Here is a 17,212-nt window from a genome sequence, read left to right as displayed (position 1 = left end):
ACCGCTGCGCACTTTTCCTGGAATTGCTTCAGGAATTTTGCCGGTGGCGGAAGACGAAGCGTGAATAGCCGAAGAAGCTGAACGCCGTTGCCGCCGCCGATGCCAGCGTCAGGGCGATGATCGGCCGCAGCGCCGGCTCTGCCATCAGCAACGAGCTGAACAGGGCATAGTTCAAGAGTGCCGAGGTCAGGCCGACCGAACCATAGCGGAAGCCTTCGGCTGCCAGCGACCGGTCGGACCGGCCGAAGGTGAAGTTGCGGTTGATAAACCAGGTGGCAAGCAGCGCACTCGGGATCGAAATGGCACGGCCGACGAAGGGGCCGAAGGGCGTGAACCACAGCAGCAGATGCAGCACGCCGGCGTCGACGATGAAGCCGACGCTGCCGGCGATCAGGAAGCGAAAGAGCTTCTTCATGCAGCCTTGGCCCTTTTCTTCCGGCTTGCCGGTTTTTCAAGCTCCGCCATATAGACCGTCCGGTCGTCGCCGTTTTCACGCGCGGCGGGCTTGGCGAGGCTCATATAGTGGATGCGCAGCTGCTCGGCGCGGGCGCGGGCGACCGAATCGAGGATCAGACCGGCCGTGAACAGCATGAAGGCGATCATTGTCAGTACCATGGAGAGTATCCAGGTCGGCACGCGCAATACCTGTCCGGTATCGAAATACTCGATGAAGACCGGTATGGAGAAGCCGATGCTGAGCTCCATGGCAACGGCGCTCAGGATGCCGAAGAAGGCGAATGGCCGCGTTTCCTTCATCAGCATCGCGAACATCCAGAGGATTTTCCAGCCGTCGCGGAAGGTGGAAAGCTTCGAATGCGAGCCTTCCGGCCGCCGGCCGTAGTCGAGCTCCAGTTCGCTGACGGGCAGCTTCAGCCGCGAGGCATGGACAGACATTTCGGTCTCGATCTCGAAACCGCCCGACACGGCCGGGAAACTCTTGATAAAGCGGCGCGAGAAGGCGCGGTAGCCGGAGAAAATATCGGTGAAGTCGGCACCGAAAATGCTGCGATAGAGCCAGTTGAAGATGCGGTTGCCGAAGGCATGGCCTTGACGCCCGGCATCGCTCTGAACGTTGCGACGGGTACCGACGACCATATCGGAGCCTTCCGTCAGCAGCGTGCGGATCAGCTCTTCGGCGTCCTCGGGCGCATAGGTGCCGTCGCCATCGGCCATGACATAGATGTCGGCCTCGATATCGGCGAACATGCGCCGCACCACATGTCCCTTGCCCTGGCGGCGCTCGCGCACGACGGTCGCGCCTGCGAGCATCGCATGCAATGCGGTGCCATCGGTCGAATTGTTGTCGTAGACGTAGACCGTCGCCTGCGGCAGCGCCTTGCGGAAACCGCGCACGACGTCGCCGATCGTCGCGGCCTCGTTATAGCAGGGCAGAAGAACAGCGATGCTCAGCTTCTCATTCCACATGGTCTTGGCCGGTTGTTCCTACGCGTAAAGTCAAGTTGAGGCCTGATGGACGATCCGGACGAGAGCTTATCCCGCTGGCTGTTAATAAGACCCTATGGTTGCGTAATAAAAATGGCGGCATCCCAGCTCTGCGAAAAACATTATCGTGATGAATTCGGCGGCTCACCGGCGCTTTACTGTTTTTTGATGTGCAGCCGCTAGCGTATCGCCTCGACTATAATTCCAGCATGGGGTTCATCGAGATGGCGCAGAGCTTGGCAATGCCGCCCGAAGCAGCCGGAGCGGCAGGGAAGGCGGTGCCACGGCACTGGTCCCATCCTGCCCTGGTTGCGCTCATCTATGCCGTCGTCGTCATCATCGCGCAGCTCGTCGTTCATCGTCACCTCACGGACTACGTCGGTCCCGACAACGACGATGCGATGCGCCTTGTCGAAGTGCGGGATTTCCTCGCCGGTCAGGGCTGGTTCGACATGATGCAATATCGTCTCGGCCTCGAAGGCGGGACACTGATGCACTGGTCGCGCTTCATCGACCTGCCGATTGCAAGCCTGATCCTCTTCTTCCGGATGTTCTTCTCTCCGGAAGGAGCCGAAGCGGCGGCGCTGACCGTCTGGCCGCTTGTGCTGATCCTGCCGCTGATGTTCTTCATGGGCCTTGCAGGCCGCCGCATCGCCGGCGTGGAAGGCATGCATTTCTCGCTGATCCTGACCTCGCTGTCCGTGCTCATCTCGCCGCGCTTCGTGCCGGGCTCCATCGATCACGACAATGTCCAGCTCGGCCTTGTCGCCCTCACGGTCGCCATGCTCACCGATGAGAGCTATCGGCCACGCAACTTCGCCATCGCCGCCATCGCTCTTGCGATCCAGCTCGGCATCGGTGCGGAAACCACACCCTTCGTCGCAGTCGCCTGCATGTCGGTCGCCTGCCTGTGGGCTTGGAAGGGCGAAGACTTCGCTCCTGCTGCCAAGGCCTTTGCTTTGACGCTGACGATTGCCGTCAGCGCCGCCTTTTTCTCGCTGGTGTCGCCGCGCCTCTATTCGACGATTACCTGCGACAATCTCTCGCTTGGCTTCTATGCCATCACCAGTGCCGGCTGCGTGGGGCTCCTCCTGTCGGCGCTCTTTGCCAGCCGTCTGCCCCGGCCATGGCGCATCGCGGTTTTGCTCGCCAACGGCGCGTTCGTGTTTGCCACCGCCATCGCGCTGGCGCCGCAATGCCTGCGCAATCCGCTTGCCGATCTGGACCCGATGCTGGTGGATCTCTGGCTCAGCAGGGTGACCGAAGCGCAATCGATCTTTTCGATGGCCCGCATTGAGCCGGATACGCTCGGCGTCTTCTATGCGACGGGCTTCCTGGCGATACTCGTGTGTGCATTCCGCATCTTGCGAGGCGACCGATCGGCTCTGCACGTGGTGCTGATGGCTCTGGTCGCCATCAACTGGGTGATTACGCTGGTACAGGTGCGGGGAGCCGAATTCGCCAATCTGCTCGCCATTCCGCCGCTCGTCCTTCTGCTTGCAGAATTGCGACAAAACTACATGGCCGACACAAGAAGCCTGCGTTCGGCGCTGCTTTATGTGATGGCGGTGTTGGCTTCGGTTCCGGCGGTCTGGGCCGTTGGCGGCGCCTTGGCAGGCAAGGGGGGCGTCCATGGTTTTACCGTCACTCAACCCACCAAAGCGGAGGAGACCGCCAACTGCGCCTCGAAGGAAGCGCTGGCGCCGATTGCCCATCTCGAGCCCGGTGTGATTGCCGCCGCCTCCAATATGGGCGCGCCGCTTCTGCGCTTCACGCCTCATCGCACCCTCTCCGGCCCCTATCATCGCGATCCCGACGGAATGCTGACCGAACTACATATCGGACTGGCGGAGCCACAGCAGGCGGAAGCGCTTCTGCGCAACGCAAAGGTAACGATCGTTGCCTTCTGCAAGGGTGATCCGCAGGTGGAGCTTGTGAGTGAGCGTGCTCCCAAGGGCCTCTATGCCCAGCTAAGCGCAGGTGATGTGCCGACCTATCTGGAACCCATTCCGGCACCAGCCAATTCCGACGTTAAGTTCTTTCGCGTCAAGCCGCAGAGCTGAGTGAAATTGAGAAATAGCCACGCGCTTCAGGCGCGGCGATGTTCCACCATGTCGATGGTGACGAGATAGCCGATGAAGCCGAGATTGTAGCCGCCGAGTGCGATGAACAGCGTCGTCAGCGGCGGCGGAACGATCGATGTGGCGACGGCGACCATGAAGGCGATGCTCACCAGTGCCACGCCGAGCAGCGCGCCGATCGTCGAGCGCTGCAGGCCGGCGGCTATTCCGATGATCGTGGCGGTCGCGAATATCATCGCTCCATATCCTCTTTACCAAGAACCAGTTTGCACAGGTTTACGCATGGATGGCTAAGAAAGCCTTTGCCAGTAAGGTTAACGCTTGATGAAGCGATAGGCTCCGCGACCTTTATGGGACACGCAAAGGCGGCGGCAACACCTCAAGTATGCGCACAATCCTGTCTTTCGATCGATTCAGACTTAAGCAGTACGCAGCAGGCTCCGCATTTACCGCGACATCGGGTAGAAGGAGGACATGAGCAGCTTTTTTGAGAATGATTCGCCTTCGAACCTGACGGAATACTCCGTCTCGGAACTATCCGGATCGATCAAACGCACGGTCGAGAATGCGTTCGACCAGGTGCGCGTGCGTGGAGAAATCTCCGGCTATCGCGGCCCGCATTCCTCTGGGCACGCCTATTTCTCCCTGAAGGATGACCGGGCGCGCATCGATGCCGTGATCTGGAAAGGCACATTTTCCAAGCTCAAATTCCGCCCCGAGGAGGGGATGGAAGTCATTGCGACCGGCAAGGTGACGACCTTCCCGGGCTCGTCGAAATACCAGATCGTCATCGAGACATTGGAGCCGGCCGGTGCGGGCGCACTGATGGCGCTTTTGGAAGAGCGCAAGCGCAAGCTGGGCGCCGAAGGCCTCTTCGATCCCGCGCGCAAGCGCAGGTTGCCCTTCCTGCCCAAGGTGATCGGCGTCGTCACCTCGCCGACGGGCGCGGTCATTCGCGATATTCTGCATCGCATCTCCGATCGCTTCCCCGTGCATGTGCTGGTCTGGCCGGTGAAGGTGCAGGGGGATGGCTCGGGCGACGAGGTGGCGAACGCCATTCGCGGCTTCAACGAGTTTGCGCCCGGTGGCCCGATCCCGCGTCCTGACGTGCTGATCGTTGCGCGCGGGGGCGGCAGTCTCGAGGATCTCTGGAGCTTCAACGACGAGGCTGTGGTGCGCGCCGCCGCCGCCAGCGATATCCCGCTGATCTCCGCCGTCGGCCACGAGACCGATTGGACGCTGATCGACTACGCCGCCGACGTGCGCGCTCCGACGCCGACGGGGGCTGCCGAAATGGCCGTTCCGGTCAAAGCCGAGCTGGACGCGCAGCTTGCCAGCCTTGCCGCCCGGCTGCAGGGCGGAATGACGAGACAGATGGACCAGCGACGGCAGGCCGTCCGCGCGCTGTTGCGCGCCCTGCCATCGCTCGACCAGATCCTGGCCCTGCCGCGCCGGCGCTTCGATGAGGCCGCCGCCGGCCTTGGCCGCGGATTGGAGTTGAACACGCTGAACAAGCGCCGCTCTTTCGAGCGCACGGCCTCGCACCTCCGCCCCGATATCCTGTCGAACCGGATCGCTGAGCGCCGCCAGCAATTGAGCGAACGAATGACCCGCGCGGAGCGGACCATCGAGCGCATGCTCGACCGTTCGCGTGCCCGTATCGAACGGGCCGATGCCGTCTTCGCCACGTTGCCATCGCGTCTCGAAGCGCAGACGGGCAGGGCTCGCGACCGCCTCGGCAATCTCGTTCGCCACGCCGATACCGCTATCCGCCATCAGCTGACCCGAGCGCGCAGCGAGCTTACGGCGCAGGAGCGGATCCTGCAGTCGCTCTCCTACAAGAATGTCCTGAAGCGCGGCTATGCCGTCGTGCGTGACGAAGATGACCGTCCGGTCTCGCTGGCGGCGGCCCTTTCGACGGGTGCAGCCATCTCGATCGAATTCGCGGATGGTCGCATCGCGGCGGTTACCGGCGATGATGCCTCCCCGCCGCTATCTTCATCAGCATCAGGCGCTCCGCCTGCGAAGAAGCGGGCGCCCAAGCCGACCGAGCCCGCTGTTCCGCCGAAACAGGGAAGCCTCTTCTGATGCGCATCCTGCTGGTGCTGGCCCATCCGCTGGAGGACAGCTTCGCCGCCGCCGTGGCGAAGGCTGCGCAGGAGACGCTTGCTGCCGGCGGGCACGAGGTCGATCTGCTCGATCTCTATCGCGAGGGCTTCGATCCGCGTCTGTCCGAAGCCGAGCGGCGCGGTTATTTCGACCAGCCCTATGATACCACCGGCGTCGATGCCATCGTCGCGCGGCTGAGAGCGGCCGAGGGGCTGATCCTCGTATTTCCACAATGGTGGTTCAATTTTCCGGCGATCCTCAAGGGCTTCTTCGATCGCGCCTTTGCGCCCGGCGTTGCCTTCACCCATGATCCCGCCGGCGGGCGCATCGTGCCGAAGCTCACCAATATCCGCCTGTTCTGGGCGCTGACGACGACCGGCTCGCCTTGGTGGATCGTGCATCTCTACATGGGCAATCCGGTGCGGCGCCTATTGAAGCGGGGCATTGCCGCCTTCTGTGCCAAGCGGCTGAATTTCCGTATACTGGCCCTGCACGACATGGACCGCGTGAGCGAAGCCGCACGCAAGACGCATCTCGCCCGTATCAGGAAGGCGCTGGCCGCGATCTGATCCACGTTTCCAGCCAAAAAAGATGCCGCGGCAGGGATACCGCGGCACGATTGCATTCAGAGTGTCGGGACCTCGTCAGGCCCACTCGCCCTTGCGCATGACGGGCACGCGCGAGCCATCCGCATTGATGCCATCAATATCGACCTTGTCGGAGCCGATCATCCAATCGATATGGATAAGGCTGGAATTGCCGCCCTGTGCCTTGATCTGTTCAGGGCTGAGCTTGGCGCCGTCGATGAAGCACTTGGAATAGCACTGGCCGAGCGCGATGTGGCAGGAGGCATTTTCGTCGAAGAGCGTGTTGTAGAACAGGATGCCGCTCGCTGAAATCGGCGAGGAATGCGGCACCAGCGCCACTTCGCCGAGCCGGCGGGCGCCTTCGTCGGTGTCGAGCACCTTGTTCAGCACTTCCTCGCCACGCGTCGCCTTGGCTTCGATGATCCGGCCGCCTTCGAAGCGCACCTGGATATTGTCGATGAGCGTGCCCTGATGCGACAGCGGCTTGGTGGAGGAAACATGGCCTTCGACGCGCAGCGCATGCGGCGTGGTGAAGACCTCTTCCGTCGGGATATTCGGGTTGCAGGTGATGCCGTTCTTGGCGGTGGAAGCGCCGCCGTGCCATTCATGGCCATCCGCCAGGCCGACGGTCAGATCCGTGCCCGGTCCCTGGAAATGCAGGGCGGAAAAGCGCTGGCCGTTCATCCATGCCGAACGCTTGTGCAGATTGGCATTGTGCTCCGCCCATGCCGCGATCGGATCTTCGACGTCGACACGCGAGGCCGAGAAGATCGCCTTGGCGAGCTTGGCGACTGCGATCGCTTCCGGATCATTCGGGAAGACCAGCTTCGCCCAGGAGACGTTCGGATAGGAGACGATGTTCCAGTTGGTGTCGAAATTCGAGATCTTTTCCAGCGCCGGCTTGTAGGCGGCCGAATTGGCGCGGTTTGCGCGTGCCACCTTGTTCGGGTCCTGGTTGGAAAGCAGCATCGGATTGTCGCCGGCGATGGCGAGGCGGGCCGTATTGTTGGAGAAAGCCTTGGCCATGCCCTCGTAAAGCCATGTCGCTGCGCGGTCGAAGCTTGCATCCTGGCCGTATTCGTAACGGGCAAGCGTCGTCTCTTCGTCCGAATAGAAGGTGGAGACGAGACCAGCGCCGGCCTTGTAGGCCTCACGCGTGATCAGCCGCACCAGCGGCATCGCCGCCACCGGCGCCGTCATCAGCAGCTCCTGACCTGCCTGCAGCTGCAACCCGACCCTTACGGCTACTTCCGCAAGCTTTTCCAGCTTGGCGTGATCGACGGGATATTGGTGGGGGGAGGCTGATGTCATGGCAGAACCTGCTTGGCTGATATCGAAAGAATGGTCTGAAGACTTAGACCGGTTTGCGGCAAAATTGAAGGCGCTTTGTCCGACCTTGGGAGATCGTCAGGCGATCAGCGGCGCAGCTTTGGCCTTCAGAGCAGCCAATGCATCCTGCGGACTGAGACGCACCTGCAGCCCGCGCTGGCCGCCGTTGATATAGACGTAGGCTTCGGTCATAGCCTGCGCCTCTATGGCCGTCGGCACAAGCTTCTTCTGGCCGAAGGGGCTGATGCCGCCGACATGATAGCCCGTCAGACGCTCGGCATCGGCGGGCTTCATCATGGCCGCCGACTTGCCGCCGAAGGCCGCGGCGAGCTTCTTCATGCTGACTTCGTGATCCGAGGGCACGACGGCGCAGACAGGCTTGCCGTCCACCTCCGCCATCAGCGTCTTCAGCACGCGATGTGGCTCCTCGCCCAGCGCCTCCGCCGCCTGCAGGCCGACACGCTCCGCATTCGGATCGTAGTCATAGGCATGCACGGTGAAGGCGACTTTCGCCTGGGCCAGCACTTGCGTGGCGCGGGTGGTTTTCGACATGAGGCAATATTTCCCGGCGTCCGGTTTTAAGTGCGTTGGGAATGAGCACGATCGAGCTTTTCGAGAATGTCTAAACCGCGAGCTTTGTCACCTTTGGCTGCCCTGAGCCGAAACCGTGTCTCGGCATCGAACTCTGTAAGTGCTTTTGTGGTCAGTTCTTCGAAAAGCTTGTTGAGACTCGTGCCGCGAGATGCCGCAAGAGCCTTCAGCCGTTCGTGCTGATCGTTTGGAAGGCGAATTGTCAGCGTGCTCATGTCAAAGCTTCCTTCGAATAAGGAATTCACCTGCTGTATGAATTTCCAACTGCGGAAATAGCAATTCCGCTTGAGCGAAATCTTTCTTGTTTGCTGTTATCAGCGCTGAAGCGCCGCCACCAACCGCGAGTTCAACCAAATGATTGTCTCCTTCGTCGCGCAAGTTTGGACGCCATAAGTAATATATGGGAGTCCACACGCAGCTTGAAAGGAACGCATCGAGCAGCGTGATGCGCTCTTCTTTTGAGATGAACCGATCATCGAAAAGAACATCTCTTCCGCAAACATCTTCGTATTCGACAAACAAAGCGTTGCTGATCAGCGGAACCAGGCGTTCTTCAAGACAGAGGCGGATGACCTGTCGCGGCGCGCCATCAGCGTTCATGATCGCAGAAACGAAAATGTTAGTGTCAATGACAACCTTCATGGGAATTTGATAGCATATACGCTATCAAATTCAAGGATGTGGCGGCTGATTATGCCTTGCCGAATGCGGCCGCATAAACATCCGGCTTGAAGCCGATGAGCAATTTGCCGTCAACCTCCAGCACTGGACGCTTGATCATCGAGGGCTGCGCCATCATCAACTGAATGGCCTTGTCCTTCGAAAGATCGGTGCGATCTGCTTCCGGCAGGGCCTTGAATGTCGTGCCGGCGCGGTTGAGGACGACTTCCCAACCGGCTTCCTTCGTCCAGCGCTCCAGATGATCCCTGTCGATGCCGGCGGCCTTGTAGTCGTGGAAATCATAGGCAATGCCATGGCTTTCGAGCCAAGTCCGGGCCTTCTTCATCGTGTCGCAGTTCTTGATGCCGTAAATGGTGATCGTCATGGCGAATCCGTCTTTTGCTGTCTGATAGCGCATAGCATGCGGATAAAGGCGGATGAAAGCCGCTCGGATGGGGAAGCGGTTCTCTCGCCCGTTGCAGTTGCCAGCGATAATCGCATAAATATGCAGCATGCATATTTATGGTGCGGGTTGGAAGCATGGCGACGGACAGGGAAATATTGCGGCTGGAAAACCTCTTTGGCGCCACGAGCCTTGCTCTGGTGGACAAGATGGAGAAGGCTTTTGCCGATGAAACCGGCCTTGGCCCAAGCGCGACGGCCGCAATCGTTCAAATCGGCACCGAGCCGGGTCTGACGATCGAGAGCCTGCGGCGGATGATCGCGCTCTCCCATTCCGCCACGGTGCGCCTGGTCGATCAGCTGGTGGCGTCCGGCCTCGTACTGCGGGGCGGCGGCGTCGAGGGAGACAAGCGAGCCCGCGCGCTGGAACTGACAGAAAAAGGCCACCTGCTCTTTGATAGATGCCTCTCCGCCCGCCGGGCCGTCATTCATCGGGCTTTTGGCGTTCTCAGTCCGGAGGAGACGGCCGAGTTCGGCCGCTTGGTCGAAAAGCTGCTTCCGGCCTTGGTCGATCTCGGCGATGACCAGGATGTGGTCTGCCGCGTTTGTGATCAAGGCGTTTGCGACCAGGATCGTTGCCCGATTGCCTTCATGACATAGGCCTGGGATCGGGGCATTGACATTTTCATCATATATATGCAGACTGCATACATATATTTCGAAGGAAGATAGTTGCTGCCTTCGGTGATCTGAACATTGCCTGCATCAACTCGATCGGAGGCATGATCGTGATGGAAAATCGTTCAATGTTTGCCCGGCTAACGAATATGGTACGTGCGTTCCTTGCTGGCGCGCGGTGTCACATTCGCTATTTGGGTGCACTTCTGCGGGAATCAGCGGCGATCGCCTTCACCGTGCGCTGCAAAGTGATCGATCGTCGCTAAAGGAAATCAATCCTCGAGTGTTCCCGGCTTGCGGGTGACGGAGCTTGGTCTGTCCGAGCCGATCTTCATCAGATCGCCGCGCCGACGCACCAGCCGGTCCGAAACACGGGTCACGATCAGGCCTGCCTGTGGCGCGCGGACATCGATAGTCCCGTCCGGCATGCCGGGCTTGGTGATGATGGTCGCCAGCAGGTCACCCTCTTCGACCCGCTCGCCGATATTGCGATGGAAAAGCACGGTGCCGGCTTGTGGTGCACGGATCATCTCGACATTGTCGAGCGGCACGGCCGGGCCATCGAACCCGGCGAGCGTCACGCTTTCGTCCTGCACTGCGCCGCGCGCGGCCAGGAAGCGCCAGAGCCCTGCGGCATCTTCCTTTGCCATCTCGGGATAGACATCGCGGGTGCCGCGCAACTCGACCGTCACCGAAAGCTTGCCCGGCAGTTTCACCTTCTTTTCACCGGGTACTTCATATTTCCACGCGAAACTGACCGCCTCTTCGAAGGCCGAGCTTTCGCCATCCGACAGCAGCACGGCATCCGTTTTCAAGGCGGTTGCAAGGTCTGCCGCCTCCGGCCAGAAGGCCTCGTCAATATAGGCATATTGCAGGGATTCATCGTCGCAATGCAGATCGATCACCAGATCGGCACCCAGCGCCATGTGGATCAGCTGGCGCTTCAGCCGGTCGACAGCGGGATAGCGTTCCAGATTCTCGATGAGGAGATCGCGGTCGCGCAGCGAAATCAGCGGGAAGTCGCGGTTGAAATTGGTGCGCGAGCCCAGGTCGAAGCGGCCCTGCATCTCGCCGAAATGCGATTGGGCCGCGCCGATCGGATTGGCATGCGGCACGACGATGATATCGCTTAGAATGGCGCCTTCGGCTTCCGCTTTCCGAAGCCGCTCACAGAGGAAATGAACCAGCGCCGTGCCGGGCAGCTCCCCGGCATGCAATGCCGCCTGAATGTAGGTTTTCGGCGCATCGGTCTTGCTGCCGGCAAAATGCAGAACCGGCAGGCGCCAGGCAATTCCTGGAGTGTCGCCTTCGATGACAATTTCGGTAACGTTCATGGGCGGTCCTCCTGCGCATTATCATTATAATGAGAGACGCATACCAAGCCTCGACCGCAAGCCGCAACCATTTGTCGTTACGCACGGGAATAAGCATTGGGACGAGCGGCGAAAATGGCGTCAGAGATTGCGATTTCTGCGCAGGCAGGAACTCAGGATCAGGCTGAGCAGGACCGCGCCGACCCCGAAGGAGAAGGGGGCGGCATAGCCGAGATGATCGGCGAACAGGCCGGCGATCGGGCCGGTGCTCCCAAGCGACACGTCGAGGAAGATCGAATAGAGCCCGAGCGCGACGCCGCGGTTCTGTGGTGGGATACGTTCCATGGCCTCGTTGCCGAGCGCTGGAAAGACGGGCGCGAAGCCGGCGCCGGCGAGAGCCGCGCCGATGATGGCAACGGTTGGGGAGGGCGCAAGGGCAAGCGCCGCCAAGCCGATGATCTCGATGACAAGCGAGATGCGCACCAGCGGCAGACCGCCGAAGCGGGCGACTGCCTGCGCAAGGCCCAGGCGCACGCCCATGAAGGCGATGCCGAAAGCACTAAGGGCGAACGAGGCGCCGTCCCAGTTGCGGCTATGGAAAAACAGCGCGACGAAGGCCATGACGACGCCAAAGCCGCTGGAGGCGAGCGCAAGCGCGACGCCGTATGGCGCCACACGGCTCAAGACTTGGCCGGTGCCGATGCCCTTTTCCTTCACGCCAGGAACGGGTGGGCGGGTCTGCGCCAGCAAGAACCCGGCAACCGCAAGGATGATGGTGACGGCACCGATGGCGAAGAAGCCGTATTGCCCCTGTAGCCAGGCGCCGAACGGAGCTGCGAGTGCAATGCCGCCATAGGTGGCGATGCCGTTCCAGGAGATGATGCGGACTGTTTCGCGCGATCCCATCAGGCCGATCGCCCAGGTGATCGCCGCGGTGCTCACCCAGCTTTCGCCGATGCCGAGCGCCAGCCGGCCGGCCAGCAGAAGGGCAAGGCTCGCCGTCGGAACATGGACAGTAAACGTAGAGGCGATCGTCAGTGCGCCGGAAAGCCCATAAGCGAGGAACCCGAGAAAGACCGAGCGGCGCGGTCCATATTGATCGCAGAGCCGTCCGACCTGCGCCCGGCTGACGATGGTCGCGACATATTGCGTACTGACGGCGATGCCGGCCCAGACGACGCCGAAACCGAGGCCGCTGTCGACATAGGTGGGCAGAACCGCAAGCGGAAGACCGATGGCGGCATAGCCGAAGAATGTCAGCGCGACGATCGAGAGGAGGGATAGGGTGGAGGTGGACCGGATGGTCTCGGAGGCAGTGTTCACGGGATATCGCCTGCGGACATCGATGACGATGTCCATGCTGTTTGCCACGAAGGAACGGGTTTGGTATCGGATAGCCATGACGGTGGCGGCCGGAGGGCCATGCATCGCCACGGATCACCGGTATCAGGCAAAAGCAGCCGCGGTCAACGAATTGCTGCCTTGCAGCAAAAGCGATTGACGGGATGAATTGATTGTGCGTGCGAGCCGAAGCCAAGCATTGCGTAAGCGGGGCCGGTTTGCAGGCCCCGCTTGAAAGGCTTCACATCGTCAAGACGACACTCGCCGTCGTTCGCCCCGCCTCGAGATCGGCATGGGCTCTTGCCGCATCCTTCAGCTCGTATTCGGCGCCGATCGGGTTGATGAGCCCGTCCTGCAGCGCCGCCATCAGCGCGGTTGTGCCCTGGCGGTAGAGCTCGGGATCGTTGGCATAGGTCAATACGCTCGGGCGAGATAGGCCAATGGCTCTGGGCGCCGTCAGCTCCTCTATCTGGATCGGCGGAATGGGGCCGGCCGCCTGGCCGAGGCTTGCGACCATTCCGAAAGGACGGACGGCGGCAAGCGTCTGCGACAGCATGGTGCCGCCGATGCCGTCGACGGCGAGATGCACGCCGCGGCGATCGGCGATGCGGCGAGTTTCCTCAACCCAATCCTCTGATGTGTGCAGGAGAACCACATCGGCGCCTGCTTCGTAGGCGAAGCCGGCCTTGGCTTCGGAGCCGACCGTTGCGATGACATTCGCGCCAAGTCGCTTGGCAAGGCGCGTGACGAGCTGGCCGAGACCGCCCGCTCCGGCGTGGACCAGCACCCATTCGCCGGCTTTCACGGGATAGGCCTTCTGCAGCACCATTTGCGCCGTCAGGCCGCGCAGCATCGTGCTGCCGGCAACCCGCTCGCTGACGCCATCGGGCAATTTCACCAGCCGCGTTGCCGAAAGCGTGCGCACCTCGGCATAGCTGCCGAGCGGATGGCCAATATAAGCGATGTGGTCGCCCACCTTCAGGTCGCTGACGCCGGGGCCTAGCGCCTCGACGACGCCCGCGCCCTCGAAACCGAGCACGCTCTGGCCGGGCGGCAGCGGATAGAGCCCGGACCGGACATAGATATCGACGAAATTCACGCCTGAGATGCTTTGGCGGATCCGAGCCTGGCCGGGGCCTGGTTCGGTGACGGGGAGATCGACGGCTTTCATGGCTTCGGGGCCGCCGGGGCCGGTAATGGCAATCGCTAGGGGCATGCGGAAGTCTCCTTTCGGGAGATCTTTGACCACAAACATCGGCCTGAATAAATTCGGTATGAACTCACCGCATCTGTGCAATAATGCACCGATGATCGACTGGCAGGACCTTCTTCATTTCGCCGCCCTGGCACGAACCGGTTCGCTTTCCGCTGCGGCGCGGGAGCTTGGGGTGGATCATGCAACGGTTGGTCGCCGTATTGCCGCGTTGGAGCGTTCGCTCGATCTGCGCCTGATCGATCGGCGGCCGCGCACCTCGCCGCTGACGGCCGATGGCCGCGCCATTGCCGAACTGGTGACGGGAATGGAGGAGAATGTCGAAGCGATCAGGCGCTATTCGAAGAGCGCCGTTGCCGGGCTCTCCGCTGCGGTCAAGGTCAGCGCGCCGCCGTCCATCGCCGCCCATCTTCTCGCGCCGAAATCGGCCCTCTTTCGTGAAGAGCATCCGGACATCACCTTGACGATTGCCGGCGTCACCCGCCGCGCCGCGCTCAACTACGGAGAGGCTGATATCGCCGTGCGCATGACGCGGCCGGAGGAGAGCGATCTCCTGGTCCGCCGTATCGGAGTCATGCGCTTCGGCCTCTACGCCATCCCGGCCGTCGCACAAAGACCCGAGGAGGAGTGGGTTTTCATCGGTTACGATGCGGCGATGGAGCATCTGACGCAGCAGACCTGGCTTCGAAGTCTGCTGGATGGCCGCCCGATCGTGTTTCGCGCCACCGATGTCTTCGGCCAGCTCGAGGCGGCCCGCGCCGGCCTCGGCGTCGTGGCGCTTCCAGCCTTTCTGGGTGATAGCGAAGCGGGGCTGACGCGCCTGCCGGTCGCGGTTCCCTCACCGACGCGGGACCTCTGGCTCGTGACCTATCCTGATCTGCGCCGTTCGCCGGCCATTCGCGCAGTAATGGATTTCGTCAGCGACATCATCGGCCGAAGCTGCCCGTTACGTGGCGGTGCGGAGACAGCCGGCTAAGGCCAGGTTTAGACTGCATTTTCCTATTGCAGGCCGGCGGCGAATCTCTATCCATTAGATAGGTGGGTCATACCTACGGTCGGTGATCGATGACGAAGCTGGGCAGTTGGTTCGTGATGGGCAGGGTGGATCTCGTCGCGGGCATATCGGTTGCAGGCCTGATGCTGCCTGAAGCGGTTGCTTATGCGGGCATTGCCGGCTTGCCGCCGCATCGGGCCATTCTGGCCGGCATTGCCGGATGCCTGGTCTATGCCATATTCGGCCGCAGCCGCTTTGCCATCGTCTCCCCCACATCCTCGTCGGCTGCCATTCTTGCCGCCACCTTGGCGGTGGTGCCGGGCGATGCCACGATCAAGGCGGGCCTTGCCACGGTTGCCGTGGCGCTTGCCGGCATTCTGTTCGCCGTTGCCGGCACCTTGCGCCTCGGCGGCATCACCGGTTTCATCTCGCGGCCGGTCCTGCGCGGCTTCGCGCTCGGGCTGGCGATCACCATCATCCTGCATCAGCTGCCGATCATGGTCGGCGTGCCCGTGCAAGGTTCGAACATTCTCACCTATGCCGCAGCACTCTTCGGCGCGATCCTGCAATGGAATCCACTCAGCCTTGCCGTCGGCGTTGTTGCGCTGGCGGCATTGCTGCTGCTGAAACGGCTGCCGGGCGTTCCCGGCGCCTTCCTCGTGCTCGCCGCCGGTATCCTCGCCTCCCACCTCTTTGGCCTTGAGGGCTACGGCGTCAAGCTGGTCGGCCCTATCGAGATCCTGCCGCAATGGCCGTCGCTGCCGGATGCTGGCTGGGCCGCCTATTCGCGTCTGGTGCAGTTCACCGTGCCGCTCGTCCTCATCCTCTTTGCCGAATCCTGGGGCACGATGCGAGCCTTGGCGCTGCGCTACGGCGAGACGCTGGAAGTCAACCGTGAGCTTCGTGCGCTCGGCGCCGCCAACATCGCCAGCGCCGTTGTCCAGGGCATGCCGGTTGGTGCGGGCTTTTCCGCCGGTTTTGCCAGCGAGGCGGCCGGGGCGAAGACGCGGGCGACCACCGTCTTTGCCGCGATCGGTCTTGCGATCCTGATTGCCTGTGCCGGGCCGCTCGTTGCGCTTCTGCCTGAGCCGGTGCTGGCCGCCGTCGTGATCGCGGCCCTGACGCATGCGCTCGACCCCAGTCCGATCCTGCGCCTGCGCCGCCTGCATCGCGATTTCTACGTGGCGCTGGGCGCGGCCGTCGGCGTGCTGGCCTTCGGCGTCCTCAACGGCATGCTGCTGGCGATCGCCCTTTCGCTCGCCGCCATGATGCATCGCCTGGCCTCGCCTTATATCGCGCGCCTAGGCCGGCTGGACGACAGCCATGACTTCGTCGATATCGGCAGGCATGACGATGCCTCGGAGATACCGGGCATTGCCATCTGGCGCCCCGGTGAGACCCTGTTTTTCGGCAACGCCGATACGATCTTCGGCGAGATCCTGTCGGGCACCGGCGGTGAAACCGGTTTGCGGGCGGTTATCCTCAGCCTGGAGGAAAGCTCCGATATCGACAGTACGGCGATGGACGCCCTCATGGAATTCGACAGCGCCATGCAGCGCAGGGGTCTGCGTGTCCAGTTTGCCCGCGTGCATGACCGCGTCCGCGATCTGATGACGGCCGCCGGTGTTGCCGACGTCGAGCACCGCTGCAGCTTCAGTGTCGATGATGCGGTGGCTGCGGTGATGGCGTCTTCGGCAACCGTTGAACCTGTTCCAAAACCGTAAGCGCCAGATTTAGAACAATGGCCAGTGCCAGACATGGCCGTGTTCGCCGGCGCCCTGGAAGCTGTTGACCAGCGTGAACGTTTTCACTGTCCAGGCGACGGGCTTGTCTAACCTCACTTCGGGAAGAATGCGGTCGCAATAGAACAGCGTCATATGGGGTTGGAACGAGCTGGATATGCGGCTTTCAAAGCCCATGCTTTGCATGGCAGCATCCAATTCCCGACGAAGTGTCGTTAGCCCCTCATTTCCTTCCCTGCACCAGAGTACATATTGACGATTGTTGCCGTTGCCGAATGTGCCCGCCCGATCGAATATCAAGGGAAACGATTTTAGGCAGATGGTTGACCCGGCCTCCAATGCAGCGAAGGTGGCTTCCTCTTGTGAGCGGGAGACAATATCGATGGCATAGATGGTAGCATGGTAGAGATCATGCTTTCTCGCTATGCGCGTCAACCCGTTTCGACGACTTTGGTCGACGGTCATTTCAGCAGTCAATTTAGCGATTTCCGGGTCCGGCAATGCCGCAAAGTAGAGAGCTTGCCGGCGCTTTGGCGGGCTTTTGCCCTTGCGATTAATTGGCGGTTTGCCGAGATCAAATGACAACTGATCCATGTGTTGCATGGCTTCATTCAAAGCTGGCTTGGCTTTGCCTCCTTTTGTTTTCCGATCTCGAAAGCATATGACTCGATGGCTACGATTTCAAGAACAAAACAAGAACATATGGCGGAATCGCAATTCCAAAATTCT

The 17,212-nt window shown here is 61.5% G+C and carries 18 protein-coding genes; 6 read left to right on the top strand and 12 right to left on the bottom strand.

What is annotated here, in order from left to right; all coding sequences use genetic code 11:
* Window positions 1-28: 28 nt before the first annotated feature.
* Both PH552_RS18260 and PH552_RS18255 read right to left on the bottom strand, forming a co-directional pair.
* Entirely contained in the window at window positions 29-415 is a 387-nt protein-coding gene (locus tag PH552_RS18260; RefSeq protein ID WP_183762262.1) for a GtrA family protein, read from the bottom strand.
* The gene (locus tag PH552_RS18255) at window positions 412-1,425 is read right to left on the bottom strand and encodes a glycosyltransferase (RefSeq protein WP_183762265.1); all 1,014 of its coding nucleotides are present in this window, start codon (window positions 1,423-1,425) and stop codon (window positions 412-414) included. The genes PH552_RS18260 and PH552_RS18255 overlap by 4 nt, the downstream gene beginning before the upstream one ends.
* Window positions 1,426-1,667: 242 nt before the next feature.
* Here PH552_RS18255 and PH552_RS18250 point away from each other — a divergent pair, with 242 nt between their 5' ends.
* The gene (locus PH552_RS18250) at window positions 1,668-3,506 is read left to right on the top strand and encodes a hypothetical protein (protein ID WP_183762268.1); all 1,839 of its coding nucleotides are present in this window, start codon (window positions 1,668-1,670) and stop codon (window positions 3,504-3,506) included.
* A gap of 26 nt (window positions 3,507-3,532) precedes the next feature.
* Here the strand turns inward: PH552_RS18250 and PH552_RS18245 are convergent, their stop codons facing one another.
* Window positions 3,533-3,760, bottom strand: a complete 228-nt coding sequence (locus tag PH552_RS18245; protein ID WP_112343553.1) for a homogentisate export protein — start codon at window positions 3,758-3,760, stop codon at window positions 3,533-3,535.
* Between the two features lie 238 nt (window positions 3,761-3,998).
* On the opposite strand from PH552_RS18245, the gene xseA reads away from it, so the two are divergent.
* Both xseA and PH552_RS18235 read left to right on the top strand, forming a co-directional pair.
* Window positions 3,999-5,612, top strand: coding sequence for an exodeoxyribonuclease VII large subunit (xseA, locus tag PH552_RS18240; RefSeq protein WP_112343554.1), 1,614 nt, complete (start codon window positions 3,999-4,001; stop codon window positions 5,610-5,612).
* Window positions 5,612-6,202 (top strand): NAD(P)H-dependent oxidoreductase, encoded by a 591-nt coding sequence (locus PH552_RS18235; RefSeq protein ID WP_183762271.1) that lies wholly within the window; start codon window positions 5,612-5,614, stop codon window positions 6,200-6,202. Before xseA ends, PH552_RS18235 begins: the two co-directional genes overlap by 1 nt.
* 75 nt (window positions 6,203-6,277) lie before the next feature.
* On the opposite strand, the gene PH552_RS18230 is transcribed toward PH552_RS18235, so the two are convergent.
* The 5 genes from PH552_RS18230 to PH552_RS18210 form a co-directional block, all read right to left on the bottom strand.
* Entirely contained in the window at window positions 6,278-7,531 is a 1,254-nt protein-coding gene (locus tag PH552_RS18230) for an aminopeptidase (protein WP_183762274.1), read from the bottom strand.
* A gap of 96 nt (window positions 7,532-7,627) precedes the next feature.
* Window positions 7,628-8,101, bottom strand: a complete 474-nt coding sequence (ybaK, locus tag PH552_RS18225) for a Cys-tRNA(Pro) deacylase (protein ID WP_112343557.1) — start codon at window positions 8,099-8,101, stop codon at window positions 7,628-7,630.
* Window positions 8,102-8,127: 26 nt separating this feature from the next.
* A complete protein-coding gene (locus PH552_RS18220) occupies window positions 8,128-8,355 on the bottom strand; it encodes a toxin-antitoxin system HicB family antitoxin (RefSeq protein WP_112343558.1) in 228 nt (75 codons plus the stop codon).
* A 1-nt stretch (window position 8,356) separates the two neighbouring features.
* A complete protein-coding gene (locus PH552_RS18215; RefSeq protein ID WP_183762277.1) occupies window positions 8,357-8,782 on the bottom strand; it encodes a putative toxin-antitoxin system toxin component, PIN family in 426 nt (141 codons plus the stop codon).
* Window positions 8,783-8,831: 49 nt separating this feature from the next.
* A complete protein-coding gene (locus tag PH552_RS18210; RefSeq protein ID WP_183762280.1) occupies window positions 8,832-9,185 on the bottom strand; it encodes an ArsC family reductase in 354 nt (117 codons plus the stop codon).
* A gap of 155 nt (window positions 9,186-9,340) precedes the next feature.
* Here PH552_RS18210 and PH552_RS18205 point away from each other — a divergent pair, with 155 nt between their 5' ends.
* Window positions 9,341-9,862, top strand: a complete 522-nt coding sequence (locus PH552_RS18205) for a MarR family winged helix-turn-helix transcriptional regulator (RefSeq protein ID WP_183762284.1) — start codon at window positions 9,341-9,343, stop codon at window positions 9,860-9,862.
* A 290-nt stretch (window positions 9,863-10,152) separates the two neighbouring features.
* Here the strand turns inward: PH552_RS18205 and PH552_RS18200 are convergent, their stop codons facing one another.
* From PH552_RS18200 to PH552_RS18190, 3 genes are all read right to left on the bottom strand, one after another.
* Window positions 10,153-11,214: a M14 family metallopeptidase gene (locus PH552_RS18200; RefSeq protein ID WP_183762287.1), complete on the bottom strand. Its 1,062-nt coding sequence runs from the start codon at window positions 11,212-11,214 to the stop codon at window positions 10,153-10,155.
* Between the two features lie 120 nt (window positions 11,215-11,334).
* Complete coding sequence (locus PH552_RS18195; protein ID WP_112343827.1) at window positions 11,335-12,516, bottom strand: MFS transporter; 1,182 nt, start codon at window positions 12,514-12,516, stop codon at window positions 11,335-11,337.
* Between the two features lie 259 nt (window positions 12,517-12,775).
* On the bottom strand, window positions 12,776-13,750 hold the full coding sequence (locus PH552_RS18190; protein WP_183762290.1) for a quinone oxidoreductase family protein: 975 nt from the start codon (window positions 13,748-13,750) through the stop codon (window positions 12,776-12,778).
* A 25-nt stretch (window positions 13,751-13,775) separates the two neighbouring features.
* On the opposite strand from PH552_RS18190, the gene PH552_RS18185 reads away from it, so the two are divergent.
* Together PH552_RS18185 and PH552_RS18180 are read left to right on the top strand one after the other, a co-directional pair.
* Window positions 13,776-14,723 carry a LysR family transcriptional regulator gene (locus PH552_RS18185; RefSeq protein ID WP_245430414.1) on the top strand — a complete coding sequence of 316 codons (948 nt, stop codon included), beginning with the start codon at window positions 13,776-13,778 and terminating at the stop codon, window positions 14,721-14,723.
* Window positions 14,724-14,812: 89 nt separating this feature from the next.
* Window positions 14,813-16,465, top strand: coding sequence for a SulP family inorganic anion transporter (locus PH552_RS18180; protein ID WP_183762293.1), 1,653 nt, complete (start codon window positions 14,813-14,815; stop codon window positions 16,463-16,465).
* A gap of 9 nt (window positions 16,466-16,474) precedes the next feature.
* On the opposite strand, the gene PH552_RS18175 is transcribed toward PH552_RS18180, so the two are convergent.
* Complete coding sequence (locus PH552_RS18175) at window positions 16,475-17,086, bottom strand: 2'-5' RNA ligase family protein (RefSeq protein ID WP_112343564.1); 612 nt, start codon at window positions 17,084-17,086, stop codon at window positions 16,475-16,477.
* Window positions 17,087-17,212 lie beyond the last annotated feature (126 nt).

This window comes from Rhizobium aureum (genome assembly GCF_030182495.1).
GTDB classification, from domain to species: domain Bacteria; phylum Pseudomonadota; class Alphaproteobacteria; order Rhizobiales; family Rhizobiaceae; genus Rhizobium; species Rhizobium tropici_C.
Note: the sequence above shows the minus strand (reverse complement) of the source record. Positions and strands in the feature narration are given on the sequence as shown.